We start from the raw sequence: 22,267 nt of genomic DNA, 5'->3' as shown, positions 1-22,267 counted from the left end.
CCTCCGACCGGGAAGCGGCGGCTCAGGCGGGCGGGGTCCGGGCGGGGCGCGGATACCCCCTCCAAGCCCTGACTGTCAGCCCCCGCCAGTAGGGTGTGGAGCATGGCAGACCCCTCCAGCTACCGCCCCAAGCCGGGACAGATCCCCGACTCGCCGGGGGTCTATCGGTTCCGTGACGAGCACCGCCGGGTGATCTACGTGGGCAAGGCGAAAAGCCTGCGCCAGCGCCTGGCCAGCTACTTCCAGGACCTGACGAACCTGCACCCGCGCACCGCCACGATGGTGACGACGGCCGCCTCCGTCGAGTGGACCGTGGTCTCCACCGAGGTCGAGGCGCTGCAGCTGGAGTACTCCTGGATCAAGGAGTTCGACCCCCGGTTCAACGTCAAGTACCGCGACGACAAGAGCTATCCGTACCTCGCGGTGACGATGAACGAGGAATTCCCGCGGGTTCAGGTGATGCGCGGCCACAAGAAGAAAGGCGTCCGCTACTTCGGGCCCTACGGCCACGCGTGGGCGATCCGCGACACCGTCGACCTCCTCCTGCGCGTCTTCCCCGTCCGCACCTGCTCGGCCGGAGTCTTCAAGAACGCCGAGCGCACGGGCCGCCCCTGCCTCCTCGGCTACATCGGCAAGTGCGCCGCGCCCTGCGTGGAGCGGGTCTCCCCGGAGGAGCACCGCGAACTCGCCGAGGACTTCTGCGAGTTCATGACCGGGCGTACGGGGGCGTACATCCGCCGGATCGAGCGGCAGATGGCGGAGGCCGCCGAGGACATGGAGTACGAGAAGGCGGCCCGCCTCCGCGACGACATCGGGGCCCTCAAGAAGGCCATGGAGAAGAGCGCCGTCGTCCTCGCCGACGCCACGGACGCCGACCTCATCGCCCTCGCGGAGGACGAGCTGGAGGCGGCCGTCCAGATCTTCCACGTACGCGGTGGCCGCGTGCGCGGTCAGCGCGGCTGGGTCACCGACAAGGTCGAGGCGGTCACCAGCGGCGACCTCGTCGAGCACGCCCTCCAGCAGCTGTACGGGGAGGAGAGCGGTGATTCCGTACCGAAGGAAGTCCTCGTTCCCGCGCTGCCCGACCCCATAGAGCCCGTCCAGCAGTGGCTCACCGAGCGCCGCGGTTCGAACGTCTCGCTGCGCATCCCGCAGCGCGGCGACAAGAAGGCGCTGATGGAGACCGTGGCGCGCAACGCACAGCAGTCGCTCATGCTGCACAAGACCAAGCGCGCCTCCGACCTGACCACCCGCTCCCGCGCCCTGGAGGAGATCGCCGAGGCGCTCGAACTGGACAGCGCCCCGCTGCGCATCGAGTGCTACGACATCTCGCATCTGCAGGGTGACGACGTCGTGGCGTCGATGGTCGTCTTCGAGGACGGCCTCGCCCGCAAGAGCGAGTACAGGCGCTTCCAGATCAAAAGCTTCGAGGGCCAGGACGACGTCCGCTCCATGCACGAGGTGCTCTCGCGCCGCTTCAAGCGCTACCTCGCCGACAAGGAGAAGACGGGGGAGTGGGACGCCGACGGCGAGCAGGAGAGCCTGACCGAGGAGGACGGCCGCCCCAAGCGCTTCGCCTACCCGCCCCAGCTCGTCGTCGTCGACGGAGGCCAGCCGCAGGTCGCGGCCGCCCAGCGGGCTCTGGACGAGCTCGGCATCGACGACATCGCGGTGTGCGGCCTCGCCAAGCGCCTGGAAGAGGTCTGGGTTCCGGGCGACGACGACCCGGTGATCCTGCCGCGCACCAGCGAAGGGCTGTACCTTCTCCAGCGGGTACGCGACGAGGCGCACCGCTTCGCGATCACCTATCAGCGCGCCAAGCGGGCCAAGCGCTTCAAAGCCGGACCGCTGGACGCCGTGCCGGGCCTCGGCGACACACGCAAGCAGACGCTGATCAAGCACTTCGGTTCGGTGAAAAGGCTGCGATCCGCGACAATTGATCAGATCTGCGAGGTTCCGGGCATAGGTCGCAAGACGGCCGAGGTGATCGTCGCGGCCCTGGCCGGAGCGACTCCCGCGGGGCCTGCCGTGAATACGGCGACCGGAGAGATCATTGAAGAAGAGGAGCCCGCGAGCGCGGGAGCCTCGGACGATGGCGAGGAGCCCGTGTCCGCGGGCGCCTCAGAATCAGAAGAAGAACGACGGGGGCAGGAGACATGACCGAGCACGATGAAGGCGGCGAGCAAGTGAGTACGGGCACGACCATCACCCCAGGTGAGGCCGCTGAGGTGGTCCCCGAGCTGGTGATCATCTCCGGCATGTCGGGAGCCGGACGCAGCACCGCGGCGAAGTGTCTTGAGGACCTCGGCTGGTTCGTCGTCGACAACCTCCCGCCCGCGCTGATCCCCACCATGGTGGAGCTCGGCGCCCGCTCGCAGGGGAACGTCGCCCGCATCGCGGTCGTCGTCGACGTACGAGGCCGCCGCTTCTTCGACAATCTGCGCCAGTCCCTCGCGGACCTGGAGGCCAAGAACGTCACCCGGCGCATCGTCTTCCTGGAGTCCTCGGACGACGCCCTGGTGCGCCGCTTCGAGTCGGTCCGCCGTCCGCACCCGCTGCAGGGCGACGGCCGCATCGTCGACGGCATCGCGGCCGAGCGCGAGCTCCTGCGCGAGCTGCGCGGCGACGCCGACCTGGTGATCGACACCTCCAGCCTGAACGTGCACGAGCTGCGGGCCAAGATGGACGCCCAGTTCGCGGGCGACGAGGAGCCCGAGCTGCGGGCCACGGTCATGTCGTTCGGCTACAAGTACGGCCTGCCGGTCGACGCCGACCTCGTCGTGGACTGCCGCTTCCTGCCCAATCCGCACTGGGTGCCGGAGCTGCGGCCCTTCACGGGGCTCAATGAGGAGGTCTCCGGTTACGTCTTCAACCAGCCGGGCGCCAAGGAGTTCCTCGACCGGTATGCCGAGCTGCTTCAGCTGATCGCCGCGGGATACCGCCGCGAGGGCAAGCGTTACGTGACGATCGCGGTCGGCTGTACGGGCGGCAAGCACCGCTCCGTGGCCATGTCGGAGAAGCTCGCAGCGCGCCTCGTGTCCGAGGGCGTCGAGACCGTCCTCGTCCATCGGGACATGGGGCGAGAGTGAAGTCTTCCCTGCGGCTGAACCGTCTGGGCCGCAAGCGGAGCGCTCAGCCCAAGGTGGTGGCGCTCGGCGGCGGGATGGGCCTGTCCGCCTCGCTCGCCGGGCTGCGCCGCATCACCGGTGACCTCACCGCCGTGGTCACCGTCGCCGACGACGGCGGCTCCAGCGGGCGGCTCCGCGACGAACTGGGCGTCCTGCCGCCGGGCGACCTGCGCAAGGCGCTCGCCGCGCTGTGCGGGGACGACGACTGGGGTCAGACCTGGGCCCGCGTCATCCAGCACCGCTTCCAGTCCAAGGGCGAACTGCACGAGCACGCGGTCGGCAATCTGCTGATCGTCGCCCTGTGGGAGCAGCTCGGCGACCACGTCCAGGCTCTGGACCTGGTCGGGAAGCTGCTCGGCGCGCACGGCCGCGTGCTGCCCATGTCCGCGGTACCGCTTGAGCTCCAGGCCCTGGTCAAGGGGCACGACCCGCAGCGCCCGGACGAGGTCGACACGGTGCGCGGGCAGGCCACGGTGGCGCTCACCCCGGGTGAGGTGCAGTCCGTGCACCTCGTCCCGCACGACCCGCCGGCCGTCCCCGAAGCGGTCGCCGCCGTGCTCGACGCGGACTGGGTGGTGCTCGGCCCCGGCTCCTGGTTCTCCTCGGTGATCCCCCATCTGCTGGTGCCCGAGCTGCTCGACGCGCTCATCGAGACGAAGGCCCGCAGGGTGCTCTCGCTCAACCTCGCGCCGCAACCCGGTGAAACCGATGGGTTCTCTCCGCAGCGTCATTTGGAGGTTTTGGCCCGACACGCCCCTAAACTCGCCCTGGACGTGGTGCTGGCCGACGACGCCGCCGTGCCCGACCGTGAGTCACTCACCGATGCCGCCAAGCGGCTCGGCGCCACGGTCGAGCTGGCGCCGGTGGCCAGGCACGATGGCACTCCGAGGCACGATCCGGAGCTCCTGGCCACCGCGTACGACCGTATTTTTCGGATGCATGGAAGGATCGGCCCATGGCGATGACGGCAGCGGTGAAGGACGAGATCTCCCGGCTTCCCGTCACCCGGACCTGCTGCAGAAAGGCAGAGGTCTCGGCCATCCTGCGGTTCGCGGGCGGCCTTCACCTGGTGAGCGGCCGCATCGTGATCGAGGCGGAGCTGGACACGGCGATGGCCGCGCGGCGGCTGAAGCGGGACATTCTTGAGATCTTCGGGCACAGCTCGGAGCTGATCGTGATGGCCCCCGGCGGGCTGCGGCGCGGCTCGCGTTACGTCGTACGGGTGGTCGCGGGCGGCGATCAGCTGGCCCGCCAGACGGGCCTCGTGGACGGCCGTGGGCGCCCCATCAGGGGCCTGCCGCCACAGGTGGTCTCGGGGGCCACCTGTGACGCCGAGGCCGCGTGGCGCGGGGCGTTCCTCGCGCACGGCTCGCTGACCGAGCCGGGCCGCTCCTCGTCCCTTGAGGTCACCTGCCCGGGCCCGGAGGCCGCGCTCGCCCTGGTCGGCGCCGCGCGCAGGCTGCAGATCGCCGCCAAGGCCCGTGAGGTGCGCGGAGTGGACCGCGTCGTCGTCCGGGACGGTGACGCGATCGGCGCCCTGCTCACCCGGCTCGGCGCCCATGAGTCGGTGCTCGCCTGGGAGGAGCGGCGGATGCGCCGCGAGGTGCGCGCCACCGCCAACCGCCTGGCCAACTTCGACGACGCCAATCTGCGCCGCTCGGCCCGCGCGGCCGTCGCCGCGGGCGCCCGTGTGCAGCGCGCCCTGGAGATCCTCGGCGACGAGGTCCCCGAACACCTCGCGGCGGCCGGACGGCTGCGCATGGAGCACAAGCAGGCTTCCCTGGAGGAGCTGGGCGCGCTCGCCGACCCGGCGCTGACGAAGGACGCGGTCGCGGGCCGTATCCGCCGGCTGCTCGCCATGGCGGACAAGCGGGCCCAGGACCTGGGGATTCCGGGTACGGAGTCCAACTTGAGCGAGGAGCTCGCCGACAACATGGCGGTCTGACCGCTGCCGTACGTGACGTAAGCCGCCGGAGCCGTGAGGCACCGGCGGCTTTTCAGCGCCTCCGTACGCCATCCCGCACAGCACCCCTCACGCCATATTGACATGATCATGAAGTGTCACGAGCCTGGCGTTCGCGCACAAATGTGCCGGACAACCGCAAGGGGGGCTCATGAGACGAAGAGCGAGATCCAAAAGATCCAGAGCTGGTTTCAGGTCCGTCGTCGCCGCGGGCGCGCTGCTCGTCGGCGGCCTCGTCGCCGTGCCGCACGCCCAGGCCGACAGCGGCGCGAAGGCCCCGGCCGCCGATGACCCGGCGGCCGTGAAGGTCTACGAGGCCGAGATCACCGAGAAGCAGATCCCGATCCTCGTCAAGGCCGGCCAGGACGCCCACGAGTTCGCGGGGCAGACCCGCGAGCGCGGCACCGCCCGCGTCGAGGTCTACCTGACCGAGGCGCAGGCCAAGGGCGTCGAGAGCGAGGGCGTCGAACTGACCGAGCAGAAGGTCTCGGCCAGTACGCAGCAGAAGCTCAAGGCCGCGGGGGACGGCGTGTTCCGGCCGTACAGCGGCAAGGGCGGCCTCAAGGAGGAGATCGTCAAGACCGGTCAGGCCCATCCGGGCCTCACCAAGGTCGTCTCCATCGGCAAGTCGCTCGGGGGCCAGGACATCCTCGCCCTGAAGCTCTCCAAGGGCGCGAGCAAGTCCAAGGACGGCTCCAAGCCCTCCACGCTCTACCTGTCCAACCAGCACGCGCGCGAGTGGATCACCCCCGAGATGACCCGCCGCCTGATGCACCACTACCTGGACAACTACGGCAAGGACAAGCAGATCACCAAGCTCGTGGACTCCACGGAGCTGTGGTTCGTGATCTCCGCCAACCCCGACGGCTACGACTTCACGCACGCGGCCGACGGCGAACGCCAGTGGCGCAAGAACCTCCGCGACATCGACGGCGACGGCAAGATCGCGGCGGGCGACGGCGTCGACCTCAACCGCAACTTCGCCTACAAGTGGGGCTACGACAACGAGGGTTCGTCCCCGGCGCCCTCCTCGGAGACCTACCGCGGCACGGGCCCCCTGTCCGAGCCCGAGACCAAGGCACTCGACCGCTTCCAAAAGCGCATCGGCTTCGAGTACGGCATCAACTACCACTCGGCGGCCGAACTGATCCTCTACGGAGTGGGCTGGCAGGTCGCCACGCCCACCCCCGACGACGTGCTCTACAAGGCGCTCGCGGGCACCCCGGAGAAGCCCGCGATCCCCGGCTACCACCCGCAGGTCGCCTCGGAGCTCTACACCACCAACGGCGAGTCGGACGGCCACGCGGCCAACATCAACGGCATGTCGATGTTCACCCCGGAGATGTCCACCTGCCAGACCGTCTCCAACATCGACCCGAACGACCCCTGGAAGCCCGAGGACTGCGCCTCCATCTTCACCTTCCCGGACGACGAGAAGCTGATCCAGGACGAGTTCGCCAAGAACGTCCCGTACGCGCTCGCCGTGGCCGAGACCGCACTCCACCCCGACCAGCCGGTCTCCGTCACCGGTATCGAGGCCCCCGACTTCACGCCGGACGTCTTCAAGGACTCGTACGCACGCGGCGGTGACCAGGAAGTCGCCGTCACCGCCCGCAAGTCGGTGCGCGACAAGGAGCTCAACTACCGGATCAACGGCGGCCGTACGCAGGACGAGGACCTCAAGGCCTGGAAGGGCGGCGAGACGTACGGCGGTGAGGACAACCTCCACTTCGACCAGTACCGCGCCGAGGTCGAGGACGCGCGCGCGGGCGACAAGGTCGAGGTGTGGTTCACCGGCCGCACCAAGAAGGGCCGCTCGGAGAGCCCGCACTTCACGTACACCGTCACCGAACGGGCCAAGGCGAACACCCTCGTCGTCGCCGAGGAAGGCGCCCCCGCGACACAGGCCCAGAAGTACGTCGACGCCCTGAAGGCCAACGGCCGCTCCGCCGTGGTCTGGGACGTCGCCAAGCAAGGCGCCCCGCACCCGCTCGGCGTCCTGTCGCACTTCTCCGCGGTCGTGCACTACACCGGCGACCCGGTGCCGGGCGCGGCCACCCAACTCGCCATACGCGCCTACCTCAACGAGGGCGGCAAGCTGATCGAGTCCGGTGAGCGCACCGGTTCGAACGTGGACCTCGGGGACGCGCTGAGCGACGACTTCGCGCAGTACTACCTCGGCGCGTACGAACGCCTCTCCGCACCCGGCGCCACCAGCTTCGCCGGCAGCGGCGCGCTCGACGGCGTGAAGACGCCACTCGCAGCCGCCGAAGCCAACCCCCTGGACAAGGCGGGCCGTTACACCGTCACGTCCGACAGCCTGCCCGCCGACAAGTTCCCGCAGTTCAAGAGCGCGGCGGCAGGCAGCTACCCGGGGCTCGCCAACCCGTACGCCCCCTTCGAGGGCCAGGGCATGGCATCGGCGTCCCACGCCGACCAGGACTGGAAGCGGCTGACCCGCACCATCGACCTGACCGGGGTCTCGGCCGCGGACAAGCCGGAGCTGCGGTTCGCCCTCAACTGGAACCTGGAGACCGGCTACGACCACGGCGTGCTCGAGGCGCACACCACCGGCAACGACGACTGGACCACGCTCCCGGACACGAACGGGAACTCGTCCCAGACCGTGCCGACCGAGTGCGAGGCCGGATTCTTCCTCAACGGGCACCCGTTCCTGCGCCACTACCTGACGCAGTCGGCGACCGGCTGCACGGCGTCCGGCACCAGTGGGGCCTGGAACAGCTTCACCGGGTCCTCCAGCGGATGGAAGCCCGTCTCCTTCGACCTGAGCGCCTACGCGGGCAAGACGGTCGAGGTGTCGCTCAGCTCCATCACCGACCCCTCCAGCGGGGGCCGCGGACTGTTTGCCGACAACGCCCAGCTCGTGATAGGGGGCAACGCCACGCAGACCGAGGGATTCGAGGCCTCGCTGGGCACCTGGAGCGTCGCTCCGGCGCCTCCCGGAAGCCCCAACATCACGGGTGACTGGGCCCGTACGGGAGAGCTCTACAGGCCCTACGCGGCCGTCACAGCGCGTGACAGCGTGCTGCTCGGCTTCGGGTTCGAGCACGTACCCGGAAACGCCGAACGGGCCGCTCTTATGGGCGCATCCCTTGCACATCTGCGCCGCTGACGCTGCGTAATCAGGACCGTGATTCCGGTGGCTCGTACTTCCTACTGGGGGGTACGGGCCACCGTGCCGCTCGGGCCCCCTGTCGATGTCACCCAAAGGCCATCAGAGAGGTAGGGTCGGAGGCGGTCGGGGACATCCCATACAACTCGCCGGCGTCTGAAACCGGCGTACCAACGAGGAGATCGGTTCGTGACGATCCGCGTAGGCATCAACGGCTTCGGCCGCATCGGGCGCAACTACTTCCGGGCGCTGCTTGAGCAGGGTGCGGACATCGAGATCGTGGCTGTCAACGACCTGGGTGACACCGCGACTACGGCGCACCTCCTGAAGTACGACACCATCCTGGGCCGCCTCAAGGCCGAGGTGTCGCACACCGAGGACACCATCACGGTCGACGGCCACACCATCAAGGTGCTGTCCGAGCGCAACCCCGCCGACATCCCGTGGGGCAAGCTCGGCGTCGACATCGTGATCGAGTCGACCGGCATCTTCACCAAGAAGGCCGATGCCGAGAAGCACATCGCCGGTGGCGCCAAGAAGGTCCTCATCTCGGCTCCGGCCAAGGACGAGGACATCACCATCGTGATGGGCGTCAACCAGGACAAGTACGACGCGGCCAACCACCACGTCATCTCGAACGCGTCCTGCACCACCAACTGTGTGGCGCCGATGGCGAAGGTTCTCGACGAGAACTTCGGCATCGTCAAGGGCCTGATGACGACGGTCCACGCGTACACCAACGACCAGCGCATCCTGGACTTCCCGCACTCGGACCTGCGCCGCGCCCGCGCCGCAGCCGAGAACATCATTCCGACCACGACCGGTGCCGCCAAGGCGACCGCTCTGGTCCTTCCGCAGCTCAAGGGCAAGCTCGACGGCATCGCGATGCGCGTTCCGGTCCCGACCGGTTCCGCCACCGACCTCGTTGTCGACCTGCAGCGCGAGGTCACCAAGGACGAGGTCAACGCCGCGTTCAAGAAGGCCTCCGACGACGGCGCCCTCAAGGGCTTCCTCACCTACACCGAGGACCCGATCGTGTCGTCCGACATCGTCGGCGACCCGGCTTCCTGCACCTTCGACTCCTCCCTGACCATGGTCCAGGAGGGCAAGACGGTGAAGATCCTCGGCTGGTACGACAACGAGTGGGGCTACTCCAACCGCCTCGTCGACCTCACGGTCTTCGTCGGCGGCCAGCTCTGATCATCAGAGCAGGCACCTCGATGTGAGCACAGGGTCCGGACCGCGCAATACTGCGTGGTCCGGGCCTTGTTGCACGTCAGCCCTCTAAAGGAGTCCTGAGTCCAGCCATGAAGACGATCGACGAACTTCTCGCCGAAGGGGTCGAAGGCAAGCGGGTCTTCGTCCGCGCCGACCTCAATGTGCCGCTCGCCGACGGCACCATCACCGACGACGGCCGCATCCGCGCCGTCCTGCCGACCGTCACCAAGCTCGCCGAAGCGGGCGCCAAGGTGATCGTCGCCTCGCACCTCGGCCGCCCCAAGGGCGCCCCGGACCCGCAGTTCTCGCTGTCCCCCGCCGCCGAGCGCCTCGGTGAACTCCTCGGCAAGCCCGTGGCCTTCGCCCAGGACACCGTCGGCCCCGCCGCGCACGGCGCGGTCGACGGCCTGGAGTCCGGCCAGGTCGCCGTCATCGAGAACCTCCGCTTCAACGCGGGCGAGACGTCCAAGGACGACACCGAGCGCGGCGAGTTCGCCGACAAGCTCGCCGCCCTCGCGGATGTCTACGTAGGCGACGGTTTCGGGGCCGTGCACCGCAAGCACGCCTCCGTGTTCGACCTTCCGGCGCGCCTGCCGCACTACGCGGGCTACCTCATCGCCACTGAGGTCGGCGTCCTGAAGAAGCTCACCGAGGACGTCAAGCGTCCGTACGTCGTCGCGCTCGGCGGGGCCAAGGTCTCCGACAAGCTGGACGTCATCGACCAGCTGCTCGGCAAGGCCGACCGCCTCCTGATCGGCGGCGGCATGGCGTACACCTTCCTCAAGGCCCAGGGCCACGAGGTCGGCATCTCCCTCCTCCAGGAGGACCAGGTTCCGAAGGTCAAGGAGTACATCAAGCGCGCGCAGGACAACGGCGTCGAGCTGGTCCTCCCCGTCGACGTGCTGGTCTCCACCGAGTTCCCGGACCTGAAGACCAAGGCCCCGGCCAACCCCACCACGGTCGCCGCGGACGCCATCCCGGCCGACCAGGAGGGTCTCGACATCGGACCCGAGACCCGTAAGCTCTACGCCTCGAAGCTCGCCGACGCGGCCACCGTCTTCTGGAACGGCCCGATGGGCGTCTTCGAGCACCCGGACTACGCCGAGGGCACCAAGGCGGTCGCCCAGGCTCTCCTCGACTCCCCGGCCTTCACGGTCGTCGGCGGTGGCGACTCCGCCGCGGCCGTCCGGACCCTGGGCTTCGACGAGACCGCATTCGGCCACATTTCCACCGGCGGCGGCGCCTCCCTCGAATACCTCGAGGGCAAGACGCTCCCCGGCCTCGCCGCACTGGAGAACTGACACCTGATGACTACGCGTACCCCGCTGATGGCGGGCAACTGGAAGATGAACCTCAACCACCTCGAGGCCATCGCCCACGTCCAGAAGCTCGCCTTCGCCCTGGCCGACAAGGACTACGAGGCCGTCGAGGTCGCCGTCCTGCCCCCCTTCACCGACCTGCGCTCGGTGCAGACCCTGGTCGACGGCGACAAGCTCAAGATCAAGTACGGCGCCCAGGACATCTCGGCGCACGACACCGGTGCCTACACCGGCGAGATCTCGGGCCCGATGCTCTCCAAGCTGAAGTGCACGTATGTGGCCGTGGGCCACTCCGAGCGCCGTCAGTACCACGACGAGAGCGACGAGATCTGCAACGCCAAGGTGAAGGCCGCCTACCGGCACGGCCTGACCCCGATCCTCTGCATCGGCGAGGGCCTCGACATCCGTGAGGCCGGCCAGCAGATCCAGTACACCCTGGCCCAGCTCGACGGCGGCCTGAAGGACCTGCCTGCCGAGCAGGCCGAGTCCATCGTCATCGCCTACGAGCCGGTGTGGGCCATCGGCACCGGCAAGGTCGCGACCCCCGAGGACGCCCAGGAGGTCTGCGGCGCGATCCGTGGCCGCCTCGCCGAGCTGTACTCGCAGGAGCTCGCCGACAAGGTGCGCATCCAGTACGGCGGCTCCGTGAAGTCCGGCAACGTGGCCGCGATCATGGCGCAGCCCGACGTCGACGGCGCCCTCGTGGGCGGCGCGGCGCTCGACCCGGACGAGTTCGTCAAGATCGTCCGCTTCCGCGACCAGTGAGTATGCGGTAGCGCCGATACGTCGTACCCTTGCGGGGGCCGGGCGGCTTCGCATCGCGAGGCATCCGGCCCCCGTCGTCGATACAGAGCCGATTCAGATCCGAGGAAGTTGGTCCAGCCGTGGTTATGGGGTTCTCGATCGCCCTCATCGCGTTCAGCCTGCTGATGATGCTCCTTGTGCTGATGCACAAGGGCAAGGGCGGCGGTCTCTCCGACATGTTCGGTGGCGGCATGCAGTCCTCCGTCGGCGGCTCGTCGGTCGCCGAGCGCAACCTCGACCGCATCACTGTCGTGGTCGGTCTTCTCTGGTTCGCGTGCATTGTCGTGCTCGGCCTGTTGATGAAGGTGAACAACTGACCGCGAAAGCGGCTTGATTGCTACCTTGCGAAAGCTTCGCTTAAAGCCCCATGTACGGTGCGCGCCGCACGGCGCGGATTATCATGGGGCTTGCGTCTCTGGGTGGGGTGTAACTCCAAACACTGGACGCGCGTTGGGCCTTACGTAGACTGAGGCGCCCGCAGCAGCACCATCACGCAGGGAGTTACGACCGTGGCAAGTGGCAACGCGATCCGAGGAAGTCGGGTCGGGGCGGGGCCGATGGGCGAGGCCGAGCGCGGTGAGTCCGCGCCGCGACTGCGCATCTCCTTCTGGTGCTCCAACGGGCACGAGACGCAGCCCAGCTTCGCCAGCGACGCGCAGGTTCCCGATACTTGGGACTGCCCCCGCTGCGGCTTCCCAGCAGGTCAGGACCGGGACAATCCGCCGGACCCGCCCCGCACCGAGCCGTACAAAACGCACCTGGCGTATGTACGTGAGCGGCGCAGTGACGCGGACGGCGAGGCGATTCTCGCGGAGGCGCTGGCAAAACTGCGGGGCGAGATCTAGAGCGTGAGAAGGGCCGGGCATCAGTGGATGTCCGGCCGCTGTGTTTTTCATGTGGCGTTTACTGGCACGTGTGCGGACAGACAGCTTCAGAGATCTCATATCGGGCCCTGATCAATTAGGTTGGAACGTGCAGCGGGGCAAGGTACGTACACAGGTACGAGAGAAGGCTGAAGTCCGAGATGAACGCAGAAAGCCGCGCCAGGCTCAACCAGACGCCCGAATGGGCGGCGCTCAGCAAGCACCGGGAGCAGCTGGGGGAGGTGCAGCTGCGTGATCTTTTCGCCAAGGACCCGGCGCGCGGCACGCAGTACACGCTCCAGGTCGGCGACCTGCACGTCGACCACTCCAAGCACCTCGTCACGGACGAGACGCTGACGCTCCTGCGCGAGCTTGCCGCGGCCACCGATGTCTTCGGCCTGCGGGACGCCATGTTCCGCGGCGAGAAGATCAACACCACCGAGGACCGTGCCGTCCTGCACACGGCGCTGCGCGCCCCGCGGGACGCCGTGATCGAGGTCGACGGCGAGAACGTCGTGCCGGCCGTCCACGCCGTGCTCGACAAGATGGCCGCCTTCGCGGACAAGGTCCGCTCCGGCGAGTGGACCGGCCACACCGGCAAGCGCATCAAGAACATCGTGAACGTCGGCATCGGCGGCTCCGACCTCGGGCCCGCCATGGCGTACGAGGCACTGCGCTCCTTCACCGACCGCGACCTCACCGTGCGCTTCGTGTCGAACGTCGACGGCGCCGACCTGCACGAGGCCGTGCGGGACCTGGACCCGGCCGAGACGCTGTTCATCATCGCCTCGAAGACGTTCACCACGATCGAGACGATCACGAACGCGACCTCCGCCCGCGACTGGCTCCTGACCGGCCTGCGCGCCGACCAGAGCGCCGTCGCCAAGCACTTCGTGGCCCTGTCGACGAACGGCGGGAAGGTCTCCGACTTCGGCATCGACACGGCCAACATGTTCGAGTTCTGGGACTGGGTCGGCGGCCGCTACTCGTACGACTCGGCGATCGGCCTCTCGCTGATGATCGCGATCGGCCCTGACGCCTTCCGCGAGATGCTGGCCGGCTTCCACCTCGTCGACGAGCACTTCCGCACCGCGCCCGCCGAGTCGAACGTGCCGCTGCTGCTCGGCCTGTTGGGCATCTGGTACGGAAACTTCCACGACGCCCAGTCGCACGCGGTCCTGCCGTACTCGCATTACCTCTCCAAGTTCACCGCCTACCTCCAGCAGCTGGACATGGAGTCCAACGGCAAGTCGGTGGGCCGTGACGGCGAGCCGGTCGACTGGCAGACGGGACCGGTCGTCTGGGGCACGCCCGGCACGAACGGCCAGCACGCGTACTACCAACTCATCCACCAGGGCACGAAGTTGATCCCGGCCGACTTCATCGGCTTCGCCGAGCCCGTCGCCGATCTGCTGCCAGGTCTTGTCGCCCAGCACGATCTCCTGATGGCCAACTTCTTCGCGCAGACGCAGGCGTTGGCCTTCGGCAAGACGCCCGACGAGGTGCGTGCCGAGGGCGTGCCCGAGGAGCTGGTCCCGCACAAGACGTTCAAGGGCAACCACCCGACGACGACGATCCTCGCCAAGGAGCTGACGCCGTCGGTTCTCGGTCAGCTCATCGCGCTCTACGAACACAAGGTGTTCGTGCAGGGCGCCGTGTGGAACATCGACTCGTTCGACCAGTGGGGCGTCGAGCTCGGCAAGGTACTCGCCAAGCGCATCGAGCCCGCCCTGACCGAAGGCGCGGACGTACCGGACCTCGATGGTTCGACGACGGCGCTCGTCGCCAAGTACCGGGACCTGCGCGGGCGTTGAGCCGCTGAAAGCGGTACGGCCCGGCCCGCCTCCGAGGAGGCGGGCCGGGCCGTACCGCTGTGGAGAGAACCGCTCAGGGAGAAGCCGGCGGATACAGATCGCGCGGCAGCTGCGAGGCCGCCGCGGCGTCGAGCAGCCACAGCGTCCGCGACCTGCCGTACGCGCCCGCGGCAGGCGCCTGGATCTCGCCCGCGCCCGACAGGGCGATCGCCGCGGCGTTCGCCTTGTCCTCGCCAGCCGCGAGCAGCCACACCTCACGGGCCGAGCGGATCGCCTGGAGCGTGAGCGTGATGCGGACGGGCGGGGGCTTGGGCGCGCCGTGCACGCCGACCACCGTCCGCTCGGTCTCGCGGACCGCGGGCAACTCCGGGAAGAGCGACGCGACATGGGTGTCCGGGCCGACGCCCAGCATCAGTACGTCGAACGTCGGCACCGGACCGTGGTCCTCGGGCCCCGCGGCCGCGGTGAGCTCGGCGGCGTACATCCCGGCCGCCGCGTCCACCTCGTACGCGCCGTCCGACGCGGGCATCGGATGCACCCGGGCCGGGTTGAGCGGCACCGAGTCGAGCAGTGCTTCCTTGGCCTGGGTGTAGTTGCGCTCCGGGTCGCCGTCCGGCAGGAAGCGCTCGTCGCCCCACCACAGGTCCAGGCGCGACCAGTCGATCGCGTCCTTCGCCGGGGAGGAACTGAGCGCCGCCAGAAGGCCGTTGCCGTTGCGGCCGCCGGTGAGGACCACCGACGCGTAGCCGCGGGCGGCCTGCGCGTCGACGATCTTCGTGATGAGGCGGGCCGCTGCGGCCTGCGCCATCAGCTCCTTGTCACGGTGCACCACCAGCTGCGGGGCCGCGCTCATTTCGTCGCCGCCTTCTTGGCCGGGGCCTTCTTCGCGGGAGCGGTCTTCTTCGCCGCCTCCGCGGGCTCCTCCACCGCCGGAACGGTGGTCTCCTCGCCGTACTCGCCCAGGCGGTCCACGCCGAACCTCAGCGCGGACGCGTAGGTGTCGTCCGGGTCGAGACGCCGCAGCTCCTCGGCGATCAGCTCGGCCGTCTCGCGGCGCTTGAGCGCCACCGCACGGTCGGGCTGCCCCTGCATGGAGAGCGTCGCGAGCGAGCCGTCGGCGCGGCCGAGCACGATGGGACCGCAGTCGGTGTCCATGCGCACGCCGGTCAGGCCGGGGCCCGAGGAGAGCGAGCGCTTCACGGGGACGTCGAGCCGGTCCGCGAGCCACATGGCGAGCAGCTCGCAGCTCGGGTTGAACTCCTCGCCCTCCACCTCGACCGCCGTCACCTTGCAGGTGATCTGGTCGAGCGCCGCCGCGAGCATCGAGCGCCACGGGGTGATCCGGGTCCAGGCCAGGTCCGTGTCACCGGGGCTGTAGGCGTCGGCGCGCGCGGTCAGCTCGTGGATCGGCTGCTCGGCGGCGTACGTGTCCGTGACGCGGCGCTGGGCGAGCGCGCCAAGGGGGTCCTTGGCCGGGTTGAGCGGCGCGTTGACCGGCCACCACACGACCACGGGGGCGTCGGGAAGCAGCAGCGGCAGGACGACCGACTGGGCGTGGTTGATGACCTCGCCGTACAGCCTCAGGATCACCGTCTCGCCGGTGCCCGCGTCCGCGCCGACCCGTACCTCGGCGTCGAGGCGCGAGGTGGTGCGGTCGCGGGGCGAGCGCGCGGCGCGCTTGATGACGACCAGGGTGCGCGAGGGGTGTTCGCGGGACGCTTCGTTGGCGGCCTTCAGGGCGTCGTAGGCGTTCTCCTCGTCGGTGACGATGACGAGGGTGAGCACCATGCCGACGGCTGGGGTGCCGATGGCCCTGCGGCCCTTCACGAGCGCTTTGTTGATCTTGCTGGACGTGGTGTCCGTCAGGTCGATCCTCATGGGCGACGCCAGCTCCGTCCGTCTCGTGCGAGCATTTCGTCCGCCTCGGACGGGCCCCAGGTCCCGGACGAATACTGCGCGGGCTTGCCGTGCTTGTCCCAGTACTCCTCGATCGGGTCGAGGATGTTCCAGGAGAGCTCGACCTCCTCCGTGCGCGGGAAGAGGTTGGCGTCGCCGAGCAGGACGTCCAGGATCAGGCGCTCGTACGCCTCCGGGCTGGACTCGGTGAAGGACTCGCCGTACGCGAAGTCCATCGACACGTCGCGGATCTCCATCGAGGTGCCTGGCACCTTCGAGCCGAACCGGACCGTGATGCCCTCGTCGGGCTGAACGCGGATGACGATCGCGTTCTGACCCAGTTCCTCCGTCGCCGTGTGGTCGAAGGGGGAGTGGGGCGCGCGCTGGAAGACGACCGCGATCTCCGTGACGCGGCGGCCCAGGCGCTTGCCCGTACGAAGGTAGAAGGGGACGCCCGCCCAGCGGCGGTTGTCCACCTCCAGCTTGATGGCCGCGTAGGTGTCGGTCTTCGACTTGGGGTCGATGCCGTCTTCCTGGAGGTAGCCGACGGCCTTCTCGCCGCCCTGCCACCCCGCGGCGTACTGACCGCGGACCGTGCTGGAGCCGAGGTCCTTGGGCAGCCGCACGGCGCCGAGGACCTTCGCCTTCTCGGCGACAAGCGCGTTCGCGTCGAAGGAGGCGGGCTCCTCCATCGCGGTCAGCGCCATCAGCTGGAGCAGGTGGTTCTGGATGACGTCACGGGCGGCGCCGATGCCGTCGTAGTAGCCGGCGCGGCCGCCGATGCCGATGTCCTCGGCCATCGTGATCTGGATGTGGTCCACGTACGACCGGTTCCAGATCGGCTCGAACATCTGGTTGGCGAAGCGGAGCGCCAGGATGTTCTGGACGGTCTCCTTGCCGAGGTAGTGGTCGATCCGGAACACCTGGTCCGGGGCGAACACCTCGTGCACGATCGAGTTGAGTTCCTTGGCCGACGCCAGGTCGTGCCCGAAGGGCTTCTCGATGACGCCGCGGCGCCAGGCCCCCTCGGGGGCGTCCGCGAGCCCGTGCTTCTTGAGCTGCTGGACGACCTGCGGGAAGAACTTCGGGGGCACCGACAGGTAGAAGGCGAAGTTGCCGCCCGTGCCCTGCGCCTTGTCGAGGTCCTGCATGGTGGCCTTGAGCTGCTCGAAGGCGTCGTCGTCGTCGAAGTTGCCCTGGACGAAGCGCATCCCCTGGATGAGCTGCTGCCAGACCTCCTCGCGGAACGGCGTACGCGAGTGCTCCTTGACCGCGTCATGGACGACCTGGGCGAAGTCCTCGTCCTCCCAGTCGCGGCGCGCGAAGCCGATGAGCGAGAAGCCCGGCGGCAGCAGGCCTCGGTTGGCGAGGTCATAGACAGCGGGCATCAGCTTTTTACGGGACAAATCGCCCGTGACGCCAAAGATGACCAGGCCCGACGGCCCCGCGATACGCGGGAGCCGTCGGTCTGCGGCGTCACGCAGCGGATTGCTGCTTGACAAGATGGTCAGCCCTCCGAAGGGGTGAGGCGCTTGAGCTCCGCCTCGGTGGACTTGAGCAGGTCGTTCCAGGACGCCGCGAACTTCTCGACGCCTTCGACCTCGAGCAGCTGCACCACGTCGTCGTAGCTGATGCCGAGCTTCTCGACGGCCTCGATCTCGCCACGCGCGGTGTCGTAGGTACCGGCGACGGTGTTGCCGGTGATCTGACCGTGGTCGGCGGTGGCCTCCAGGGTCGCCTCCGGCATCGTGTTCACCGTGTTCGGCGCGACCAGGTCGTCGACGTACAGGGTGTCCTTGTACGCCGGGTCCTTGACGCCGGTCGAGGCCCACAGCGGACGCTGCTTGTTGGCCTGCGCCTTGTCGAGCGCGGCCCAGCGGTCGGACGAGAAGACGTCTTCGTACGCCTCGTACGCCAGGCGGGCGTTGGCGAGCGCGGCCTTGCCCTTGACGGCCTTGGCCTCGTCGGTGCCGAGGGTGTCGAGGCGCTTGTCGATCTCGGTGTCCACGCGGGACACGAAGAAGGACGCCACCGAGTGGATCTTGGAGAGGTCCAGGCCGGCGGCCTTCGCCTTCTCCAGGCCCGCCAGGTACGCGTCCATGACCTCGCGGTAGCGCTCGAGGGAGAAGATCAGCGTCACGTTCACGCTGATGCCCTTGCCGATGACCTCGGTGATCGCGGGCAGGCCCGCCTTCGTCGCCGGGATCTTGATGAGCGTGTTCGGGCGGTCCACCAGCCAGGCGAGCTGCTTGGCCTCGGCGACCGTCGCCTCGGTGTTGTGCGCCAGGCGCGGGTCGACCTCGATCGACACACGGCCGTCCTGGCCGCCCGTCGCGTCGAAGACCGGGCGCAGGATGTCGGCGGCGTCACGGACGTCCGCCGTCGTGATCATGCGGATGGCCTCTTCGACGGTGACCTTGCGGGCGGCGAGGTCGGCGAGCTGCTGCTCGTAACCGTCACCGCTGCTGATCGCCTTCTGGAAGATCGACGGGTTCGTGGTGACACCCACCACGTGGCTCTGGTCGATCAGTTCGGCGAGGTTGCCGGACGTGATCCGCTTGCGCGACAGGTCGTCCAGCCAGATCGCGACGCCTTCGTCGGAGAGGCGCTTGAGTGCGTCTGTCATGGGGATTACATCTCCTACTTCGTCGTATATCGGCGTCAGCGCTGGGCGGCGTCGATCGATTCCCGCGCGGCGGAGGCCACCGCGTCGGCAGTGAACCCGAACTCACGGAACAGCACCTTGCCGTCCGCGGAAGCACCGAAGTGCTCCAGCGAAACGATGCGTCCCGCGTCACCCACGAAGCGGTGCCAGGTCAGGCCGATGCCCGCCTCGACCGCCACGCGCGCCTTCACGGACGGCGGCAGAACGCTGTCGCGGTACCCCTGGTCCTGCGCCTCGAACCATTCGACGCACGGCATCGAGACGACGCGCGTCGGAACGCCCGCGGCCTGGAGCTGCTCGCGCGCCTCGACGGCGAGCTGCACCTCGGAGCCGGTGCCGATGAGGACGACCTCGGGAGCTGTGCTCTGCCCAGAGGGCCCTTCGGCTTCGAACAGGACGTAGCCACCCTTGACCGCGCCCTCGGTGACCTCGCGGTCGTACGTCGGCACGCCCTGACGGGTCAGCGCGAGGCCGTGCGGGGCGCCCTTGCCGAACTCCTTGGTGTAGCGCTTGAGGATCTCGCGCCAGACGACCGCGGTCTCGTTCGCGTCCGCCGGGCGGACCACGTTCAGGCCCGGGATGGCGCGCAGCGAGGCCAGGTGCTCGACCGGCTGGTGCGTCGGGCCGTCCTCGCCGAGACCGATGGAGTCGTGCGTCCACACGTACGTCACCGGGAGGTGCATCAGGGCGGAGAGACGGACGGCGTTGCGCATGTAGTCGGAGAACACCAGGAAGGTGCCGCCGAAGATGCGGGTGTTGCCGTGCAGCGCGATGCCGTTCATCTCCGCGGCCATGGAGTGCTCGCGGATGCCGAAGTGGATCGTGCGGCCGTACGGGTCGGCCTCCGGCAGCGGGTTGCCCACGGGGAGGAACGACGACGTCTTGTCGATCGTGGTGTTGTTCGAGCCCGCGAGGTCGGCGGAGCCGCCCCACAGCTCGGGGATCACCGCGCCGAGCGCCTGGAGGACCTTGCCGGACGCGGCACGCGTCGCGACACCCTTGCCCGCCTCGAAGACCGGGAGCTTCTCCTCCCAGCCCTGCGGGAGCTCGCCCGCGGCGACGCGGTCGAACTCGGCGGCGCGCTCGGGCTGGGCGGTGCGCCAGGCGGCGAAGCCCTTCTCCCACTCGGCCTTGGCGTCACGGCCGCGGTCGAGCGCCTCGCGGGCGTGCGCGAGGACCTCGTCGGCGACCTCGAAGCTCTGCTCCGGGTCGAAGCCGAGGACACGCTTGGTGGCCGCGACCTCTTCGTCGCCGAGCGCCGAGCCGTGCGCGGCCTCGGTGTTCTGCGCGTTCGGCGCGGGCCAGGCGATGATCGAGCGCATCGCGATGAAGGAGGGGCGCTCCGTCTCCGCCTTGGCGGCCAGGATCGCCTTGTAGAGGGCGGCCGGGTCGAGGTCGCCGTTCTCCTTGGGCTCCACGCGCTGGACGTGCCAGCCGTAGGCCTCGTACCGCTTCATGGTGTCTTCGGAGACCGCGGTCTCGGTGTCGCCCTCGATGGAGATGTGGTTGTCGTCCCACAGCAGTACGAGGTTGCCGAGCTTCTGGTGCCCCGCCAGCGAGGACGCCTCGCCGGAGATGCCCTCCTGGAGACAGCCGTCACCGGCGATCGCGAAGATGTGGTGGTCGAACGGCGACTCGCCGGCAGCGGTCTCCGGGTCGAACAGGCCACGCTCGTAACGGGCGGCCATCGCCATGCCCACGGCGTTCGCGACGCCCTGGCCGAGGGGGCCCGTCGTCGTCTCCACGCCCGTGGTGTGCCCGTACTCCGGGTGGCCGGGGGTCTTGGAACCCCAGGTGCGGAAGGCCTTCAGGTCATCGAGCTCCAGGCCGAAGCCGGCCAGGTAGAGCTGGATGTAGAGGGTCAGGGACGAGTGGCCCGCGGAAAGAACGAACCGGTCACGCCCGGTCCAGTCGGCGTCCGCGGGGTCGTGCCGCATCACCTTCTGGAAGAGGGTGTACGCGGCAGGCGCGAGGCTCATGGCCGTACCCGGATGGCCGTTGCCGACCTTCTGTACGGAGTCCATGGCCAGGACGCGGGCAGTATCAACAGCCCGCTGGTCCAGTTCGGTCCACTCGAGGTCTGTGGTGGTCGGCTTGGTGCTCACCCTGAGTCAGGGCTCCTCTCCACATGTCGAATGCCGGCGATGTAGATCCCACCGGCCGATGTCGAGCCTACCGCTGTAAAGACGTGCATTTTTTCGAGTCATTCCAGACTGCCGGGGTGCGCCGGTATCCGCCTCCCGAAAGGGATCCACGGTGTTCACCATGTGATCTGGAAGCCGCTCATCTGGACTCTCAGAACGAGTGCCGCGCCGCTCATCTGAACGGATGTCGGGCCGTGTTTCGGGCGGCCCAACACGCCGCTCAACACGACCCCACCCCCGCGAAGGGCGAGGTATGGGCAACGTCTACAGTGGCGTGGTACGCGCGAGCCTTTACCGGATCTTCATGTCTGAACGTCCGACGCGGCTTGCTGGGAAGTCTCTGTCAGGGGTGTGCGTGACGGCCGTTGAATCCCGTCCAGCGGGAGCAATTGGGACGAGCTCTAGCCCAAGCCACCGGCCGCTCGGGGCCCGTGTCATGGCGTTCGTGGCGCTGACCAAGCCGCGAATCATCGAGCTCCTCCTGATCACCACCGTTCCGGTGATGTTCCTCGCCGAACAGGGGGTGCCAGACCTCTGGCTGGTCTTCGTGACCTGCCTCGGCGGCTACCTGTCGGCGGGGGGCGCCAACGCGCTCAACATGTACATCGACCGTGACATCGACGCCCTGATGGACCGTACGTCCCAGCGGCCCCTGGTCACGGGAATGGTCAGCCCGCGCGAGTGCCTCGTGTTCGGCATCGCGCTCGCGGTCGCCTCCACGCTGCTGTTCGGCCTCGCCGTCAACTGGCTGTCCGCCTGGCTCGCCCTGGGGGCCCTGCTCTTCTACGTGGTCATCTACACGATGATCCTGAAGCGCCGCACCTCGCAGAACATCGTCTGGGGCGGCATCGCGGGCTGCATGCCCGTCCTCATCGGCTGGTCCGCGGTCACGAACTCCCTGTCGTGGGCGCCGGTCATCCTCTTCCTCGTCATGTTCTTCTGGACGCCGCCGCACTACTGGCCGCTGTCCATGAAGGTCAAGGACGACTACGCGCGCGTGGGCGTGCCGATGCTGCCGGTCGTCGCGTCGAACAAAGTGGTCGCGCGTCAGATCGTTCTCTACAGCTGGGTGATGGTCGCCGTCTCGCTGCTGCTGCAGCCCCTTGGCTACACCGGCTGGTTCTACACCGCGGTGGCCTTCGTGACCGGTGGCTGGTGGCTGTGGGAGGCGCACGGTCTGCAGAACCGCGCCAAGGCGGAGGCCACGGGCGGCAAGCTCAAGGAGATGCGGCTCTTCCACTGGTCGATCACCTACGTCTCGCTGCTGTTCGTGGCGGTCGCGGTGGACCCCTTCCTTCGCTGAGTCTCAGGACTTCGCCG

Annotated in this window: 17 protein-coding genes; 12 read left to right on the top strand and 5 right to left on the bottom strand. The window is 68.6% G+C overall.

What is annotated here, in order from left to right; genetic code table 11:
• Positions 1-102 precede the first annotated feature (102 nt).
• The 11 genes from uvrC to pgi all read left to right on the top strand — a co-directional run bounded on the left by uvrC (position 103) and on the right by pgi (position 14,242).
• Positions 103-2,160, top strand: a complete 2,058-nt coding sequence (gene uvrC / locus E5671_RS14425; protein ID WP_160504365.1) for an excinuclease ABC subunit UvrC — start codon at positions 103-105, stop codon at positions 2,158-2,160.
• Positions 2,157-3,089, top strand: a complete 933-nt coding sequence (gene rapZ, locus E5671_RS14420; RefSeq protein WP_160504364.1) for an RNase adapter RapZ — start codon at positions 2,157-2,159, stop codon at positions 3,087-3,089. The genes uvrC and rapZ overlap by 4 nt, the downstream gene beginning before the upstream one ends.
• Entirely contained in the window at positions 3,086-4,093 is a 1,008-nt protein-coding gene (locus E5671_RS14415; RefSeq protein WP_336605755.1) for a gluconeogenesis factor YvcK family protein, read from the top strand. Before rapZ ends, E5671_RS14415 begins: the two co-directional genes overlap by 4 nt.
• Positions 4,084-5,073, top strand: a complete 990-nt coding sequence (gene whiA / locus E5671_RS14410) for a DNA-binding protein WhiA (protein WP_160504363.1) — start codon at positions 4,084-4,086, stop codon at positions 5,071-5,073. Before E5671_RS14415 ends, whiA begins: the two co-directional genes overlap by 10 nt.
• A 169-nt stretch (positions 5,074-5,242) precedes the next feature.
• Positions 5,243-8,224, top strand: coding sequence for a M14 family metallopeptidase (locus E5671_RS14405; RefSeq protein WP_160504362.1), 2,982 nt, complete (start codon positions 5,243-5,245; stop codon positions 8,222-8,224).
• A 189-nt stretch (positions 8,225-8,413) separates the two neighbouring features.
• Positions 8,414-9,424, top strand: a complete 1,011-nt coding sequence (gene gap, locus E5671_RS14400; RefSeq protein WP_160504361.1) for a type I glyceraldehyde-3-phosphate dehydrogenase — start codon at positions 8,414-8,416, stop codon at positions 9,422-9,424.
• A 107-nt stretch (positions 9,425-9,531) separates the two neighbouring features.
• Complete coding sequence (locus tag E5671_RS46255; RefSeq protein WP_160504360.1) at positions 9,532-10,743, top strand: phosphoglycerate kinase; 1,212 nt, start codon at positions 9,532-9,534, stop codon at positions 10,741-10,743.
• A gap of 6 nt (positions 10,744-10,749) precedes the next feature.
• Positions 10,750-11,526 (top strand): triose-phosphate isomerase, encoded by a 777-nt coding sequence (tpiA, locus tag E5671_RS46250; RefSeq protein ID WP_160504359.1) that lies wholly within the window; start codon positions 10,750-10,752, stop codon positions 11,524-11,526.
• A gap of 125 nt (positions 11,527-11,651) precedes the next feature.
• On the top strand, positions 11,652-11,882 hold the full coding sequence (gene secG, locus E5671_RS14385; protein WP_160504358.1) for a preprotein translocase subunit SecG: 231 nt from the start codon (positions 11,652-11,654) through the stop codon (positions 11,880-11,882).
• 192 nt (positions 11,883-12,074) lie between these two features.
• Positions 12,075-12,410, top strand: a complete 336-nt coding sequence (locus E5671_RS14380; protein WP_003957010.1) for an RNA polymerase-binding protein RbpA — start codon at positions 12,075-12,077, stop codon at positions 12,408-12,410.
• A 179-nt stretch (positions 12,411-12,589) separates the two neighbouring features.
• Positions 12,590-14,242 (top strand): glucose-6-phosphate isomerase, encoded by a 1,653-nt coding sequence (pgi, locus tag E5671_RS14375; protein WP_160504357.1) that lies wholly within the window; start codon positions 12,590-12,592, stop codon positions 14,240-14,242.
• 73 nt (positions 14,243-14,315) lie between these two features.
• On the opposite strand, the gene pgl is transcribed toward pgi, so the two are convergent.
• From pgl to tkt, 5 genes are read right to left on the bottom strand one after another with little or no spacing between them, the layout of a single operon-like run.
• The gene (pgl, locus tag E5671_RS14370) at positions 14,316-15,095 is read right to left on the bottom strand and encodes a 6-phosphogluconolactonase (protein WP_160504356.1); all 780 of its coding nucleotides are present in this window, start codon (positions 15,093-15,095) and stop codon (positions 14,316-14,318) included.
• The gene (gene opcA, locus E5671_RS14365) at positions 15,092-16,120 is read right to left on the bottom strand and encodes a glucose-6-phosphate dehydrogenase assembly protein OpcA (protein ID WP_160504355.1); all 1,029 of its coding nucleotides are present in this window, start codon (positions 16,118-16,120) and stop codon (positions 15,092-15,094) included. The genes pgl and opcA overlap by 4 nt, the downstream gene beginning before the upstream one ends.
• On the bottom strand, positions 16,117-17,640 hold the full coding sequence (gene zwf / locus E5671_RS14360) for a glucose-6-phosphate dehydrogenase (RefSeq protein ID WP_443032614.1): 1,524 nt from the start codon (positions 17,638-17,640) through the stop codon (positions 16,117-16,119). The genes opcA and zwf overlap by 4 nt, the downstream gene beginning before the upstream one ends.
• Positions 17,641-17,645: 5 nt before the next feature.
• On the bottom strand, positions 17,646-18,764 hold the full coding sequence (gene tal, locus E5671_RS14355) for a transaldolase (RefSeq protein WP_160504354.1): 1,119 nt from the start codon (positions 18,762-18,764) through the stop codon (positions 17,646-17,648).
• Between the two features lie 35 nt (positions 18,765-18,799).
• The gene (tkt, locus tag E5671_RS14350; RefSeq protein WP_160504353.1) at positions 18,800-20,908 is read right to left on the bottom strand and encodes a transketolase; all 2,109 of its coding nucleotides are present in this window, start codon (positions 20,906-20,908) and stop codon (positions 18,800-18,802) included.
• Positions 20,909-21,296: 388 nt separating this feature from the next.
• Between tkt and E5671_RS14345 the strand changes: the two genes are divergently transcribed.
• Positions 21,297-22,250, top strand: coding sequence for a heme o synthase (locus E5671_RS14345; RefSeq protein ID WP_160510186.1), 954 nt, complete (start codon positions 21,297-21,299; stop codon positions 22,248-22,250).
• The last annotated feature ends 17 nt before the right edge of the window (positions 22,251-22,267 follow it).

The sequence above is a fragment of the Streptomyces sp. BA2 genome (assembly GCF_009769735.1).
Classification (GTDB): Bacteria; Actinomycetota; Actinomycetes; order Streptomycetales; family Streptomycetaceae; genus Streptomyces.
This window is presented reverse-complemented; position numbering and strand designations above follow the sequence as displayed.

Bases quoted from the DNA above. Each gene is read 5' to 3' on its own strand.
- uvrC (WP_160504365.1), top strand. From the start codon at position 103: ATGGCAGACCCCTCCAGCTACCGCCCCAAGCCGGGACAGATCCCCGAC.
- rapZ (WP_160504364.1), top strand. From the start codon at position 2,157: ATGACCGAGCACGATGAAGGCGGCGAGCAAGTGAGTACGGGCACGACC.
- whiA (WP_160504363.1), top strand. From the start codon at position 4,084: ATGGCGATGACGGCAGCGGTGAAGGACGAGATCTCCCGGCTTCCCGTC.
- E5671_RS14405 (WP_160504362.1), top strand. From the start codon at position 5,243: ATGAGACGAAGAGCGAGATCCAAAAGATCCAGAGCTGGTTTCAGGTCC.
- E5671_RS46255 (WP_160504360.1), top strand. From the start codon at position 9,532: ATGAAGACGATCGACGAACTTCTCGCCGAAGGGGTCGAAGGCAAGCGG.
- tpiA (WP_160504359.1), top strand. From the start codon at position 10,750: ATGACTACGCGTACCCCGCTGATGGCGGGCAACTGGAAGATGAACCTC.
- secG (WP_160504358.1), top strand. From the start codon at position 11,652: ATGGGGTTCTCGATCGCCCTCATCGCGTTCAGCCTGCTGATGATGCTC.
- pgi (WP_160504357.1), top strand. From the start codon at position 12,590: ATGAACGCAGAAAGCCGCGCCAGGCTCAACCAGACGCCCGAATGGGCG.
- pgl (WP_160504356.1), bottom strand. From the start codon at position 15,095: ATGAGCGCGGCCCCGCAGCTGGTGGTGCACCGTGACAAGGAGCTGATG.
- opcA (WP_160504355.1), bottom strand. From the start codon at position 16,120: ATGAGGATCGACCTGACGGACACCACGTCCAGCAAGATCAACAAAGCG.
- tal (WP_160504354.1), bottom strand. From the start codon at position 18,764: ATGACAGACGCACTCAAGCGCCTCTCCGACGAAGGCGTCGCGATCTGG.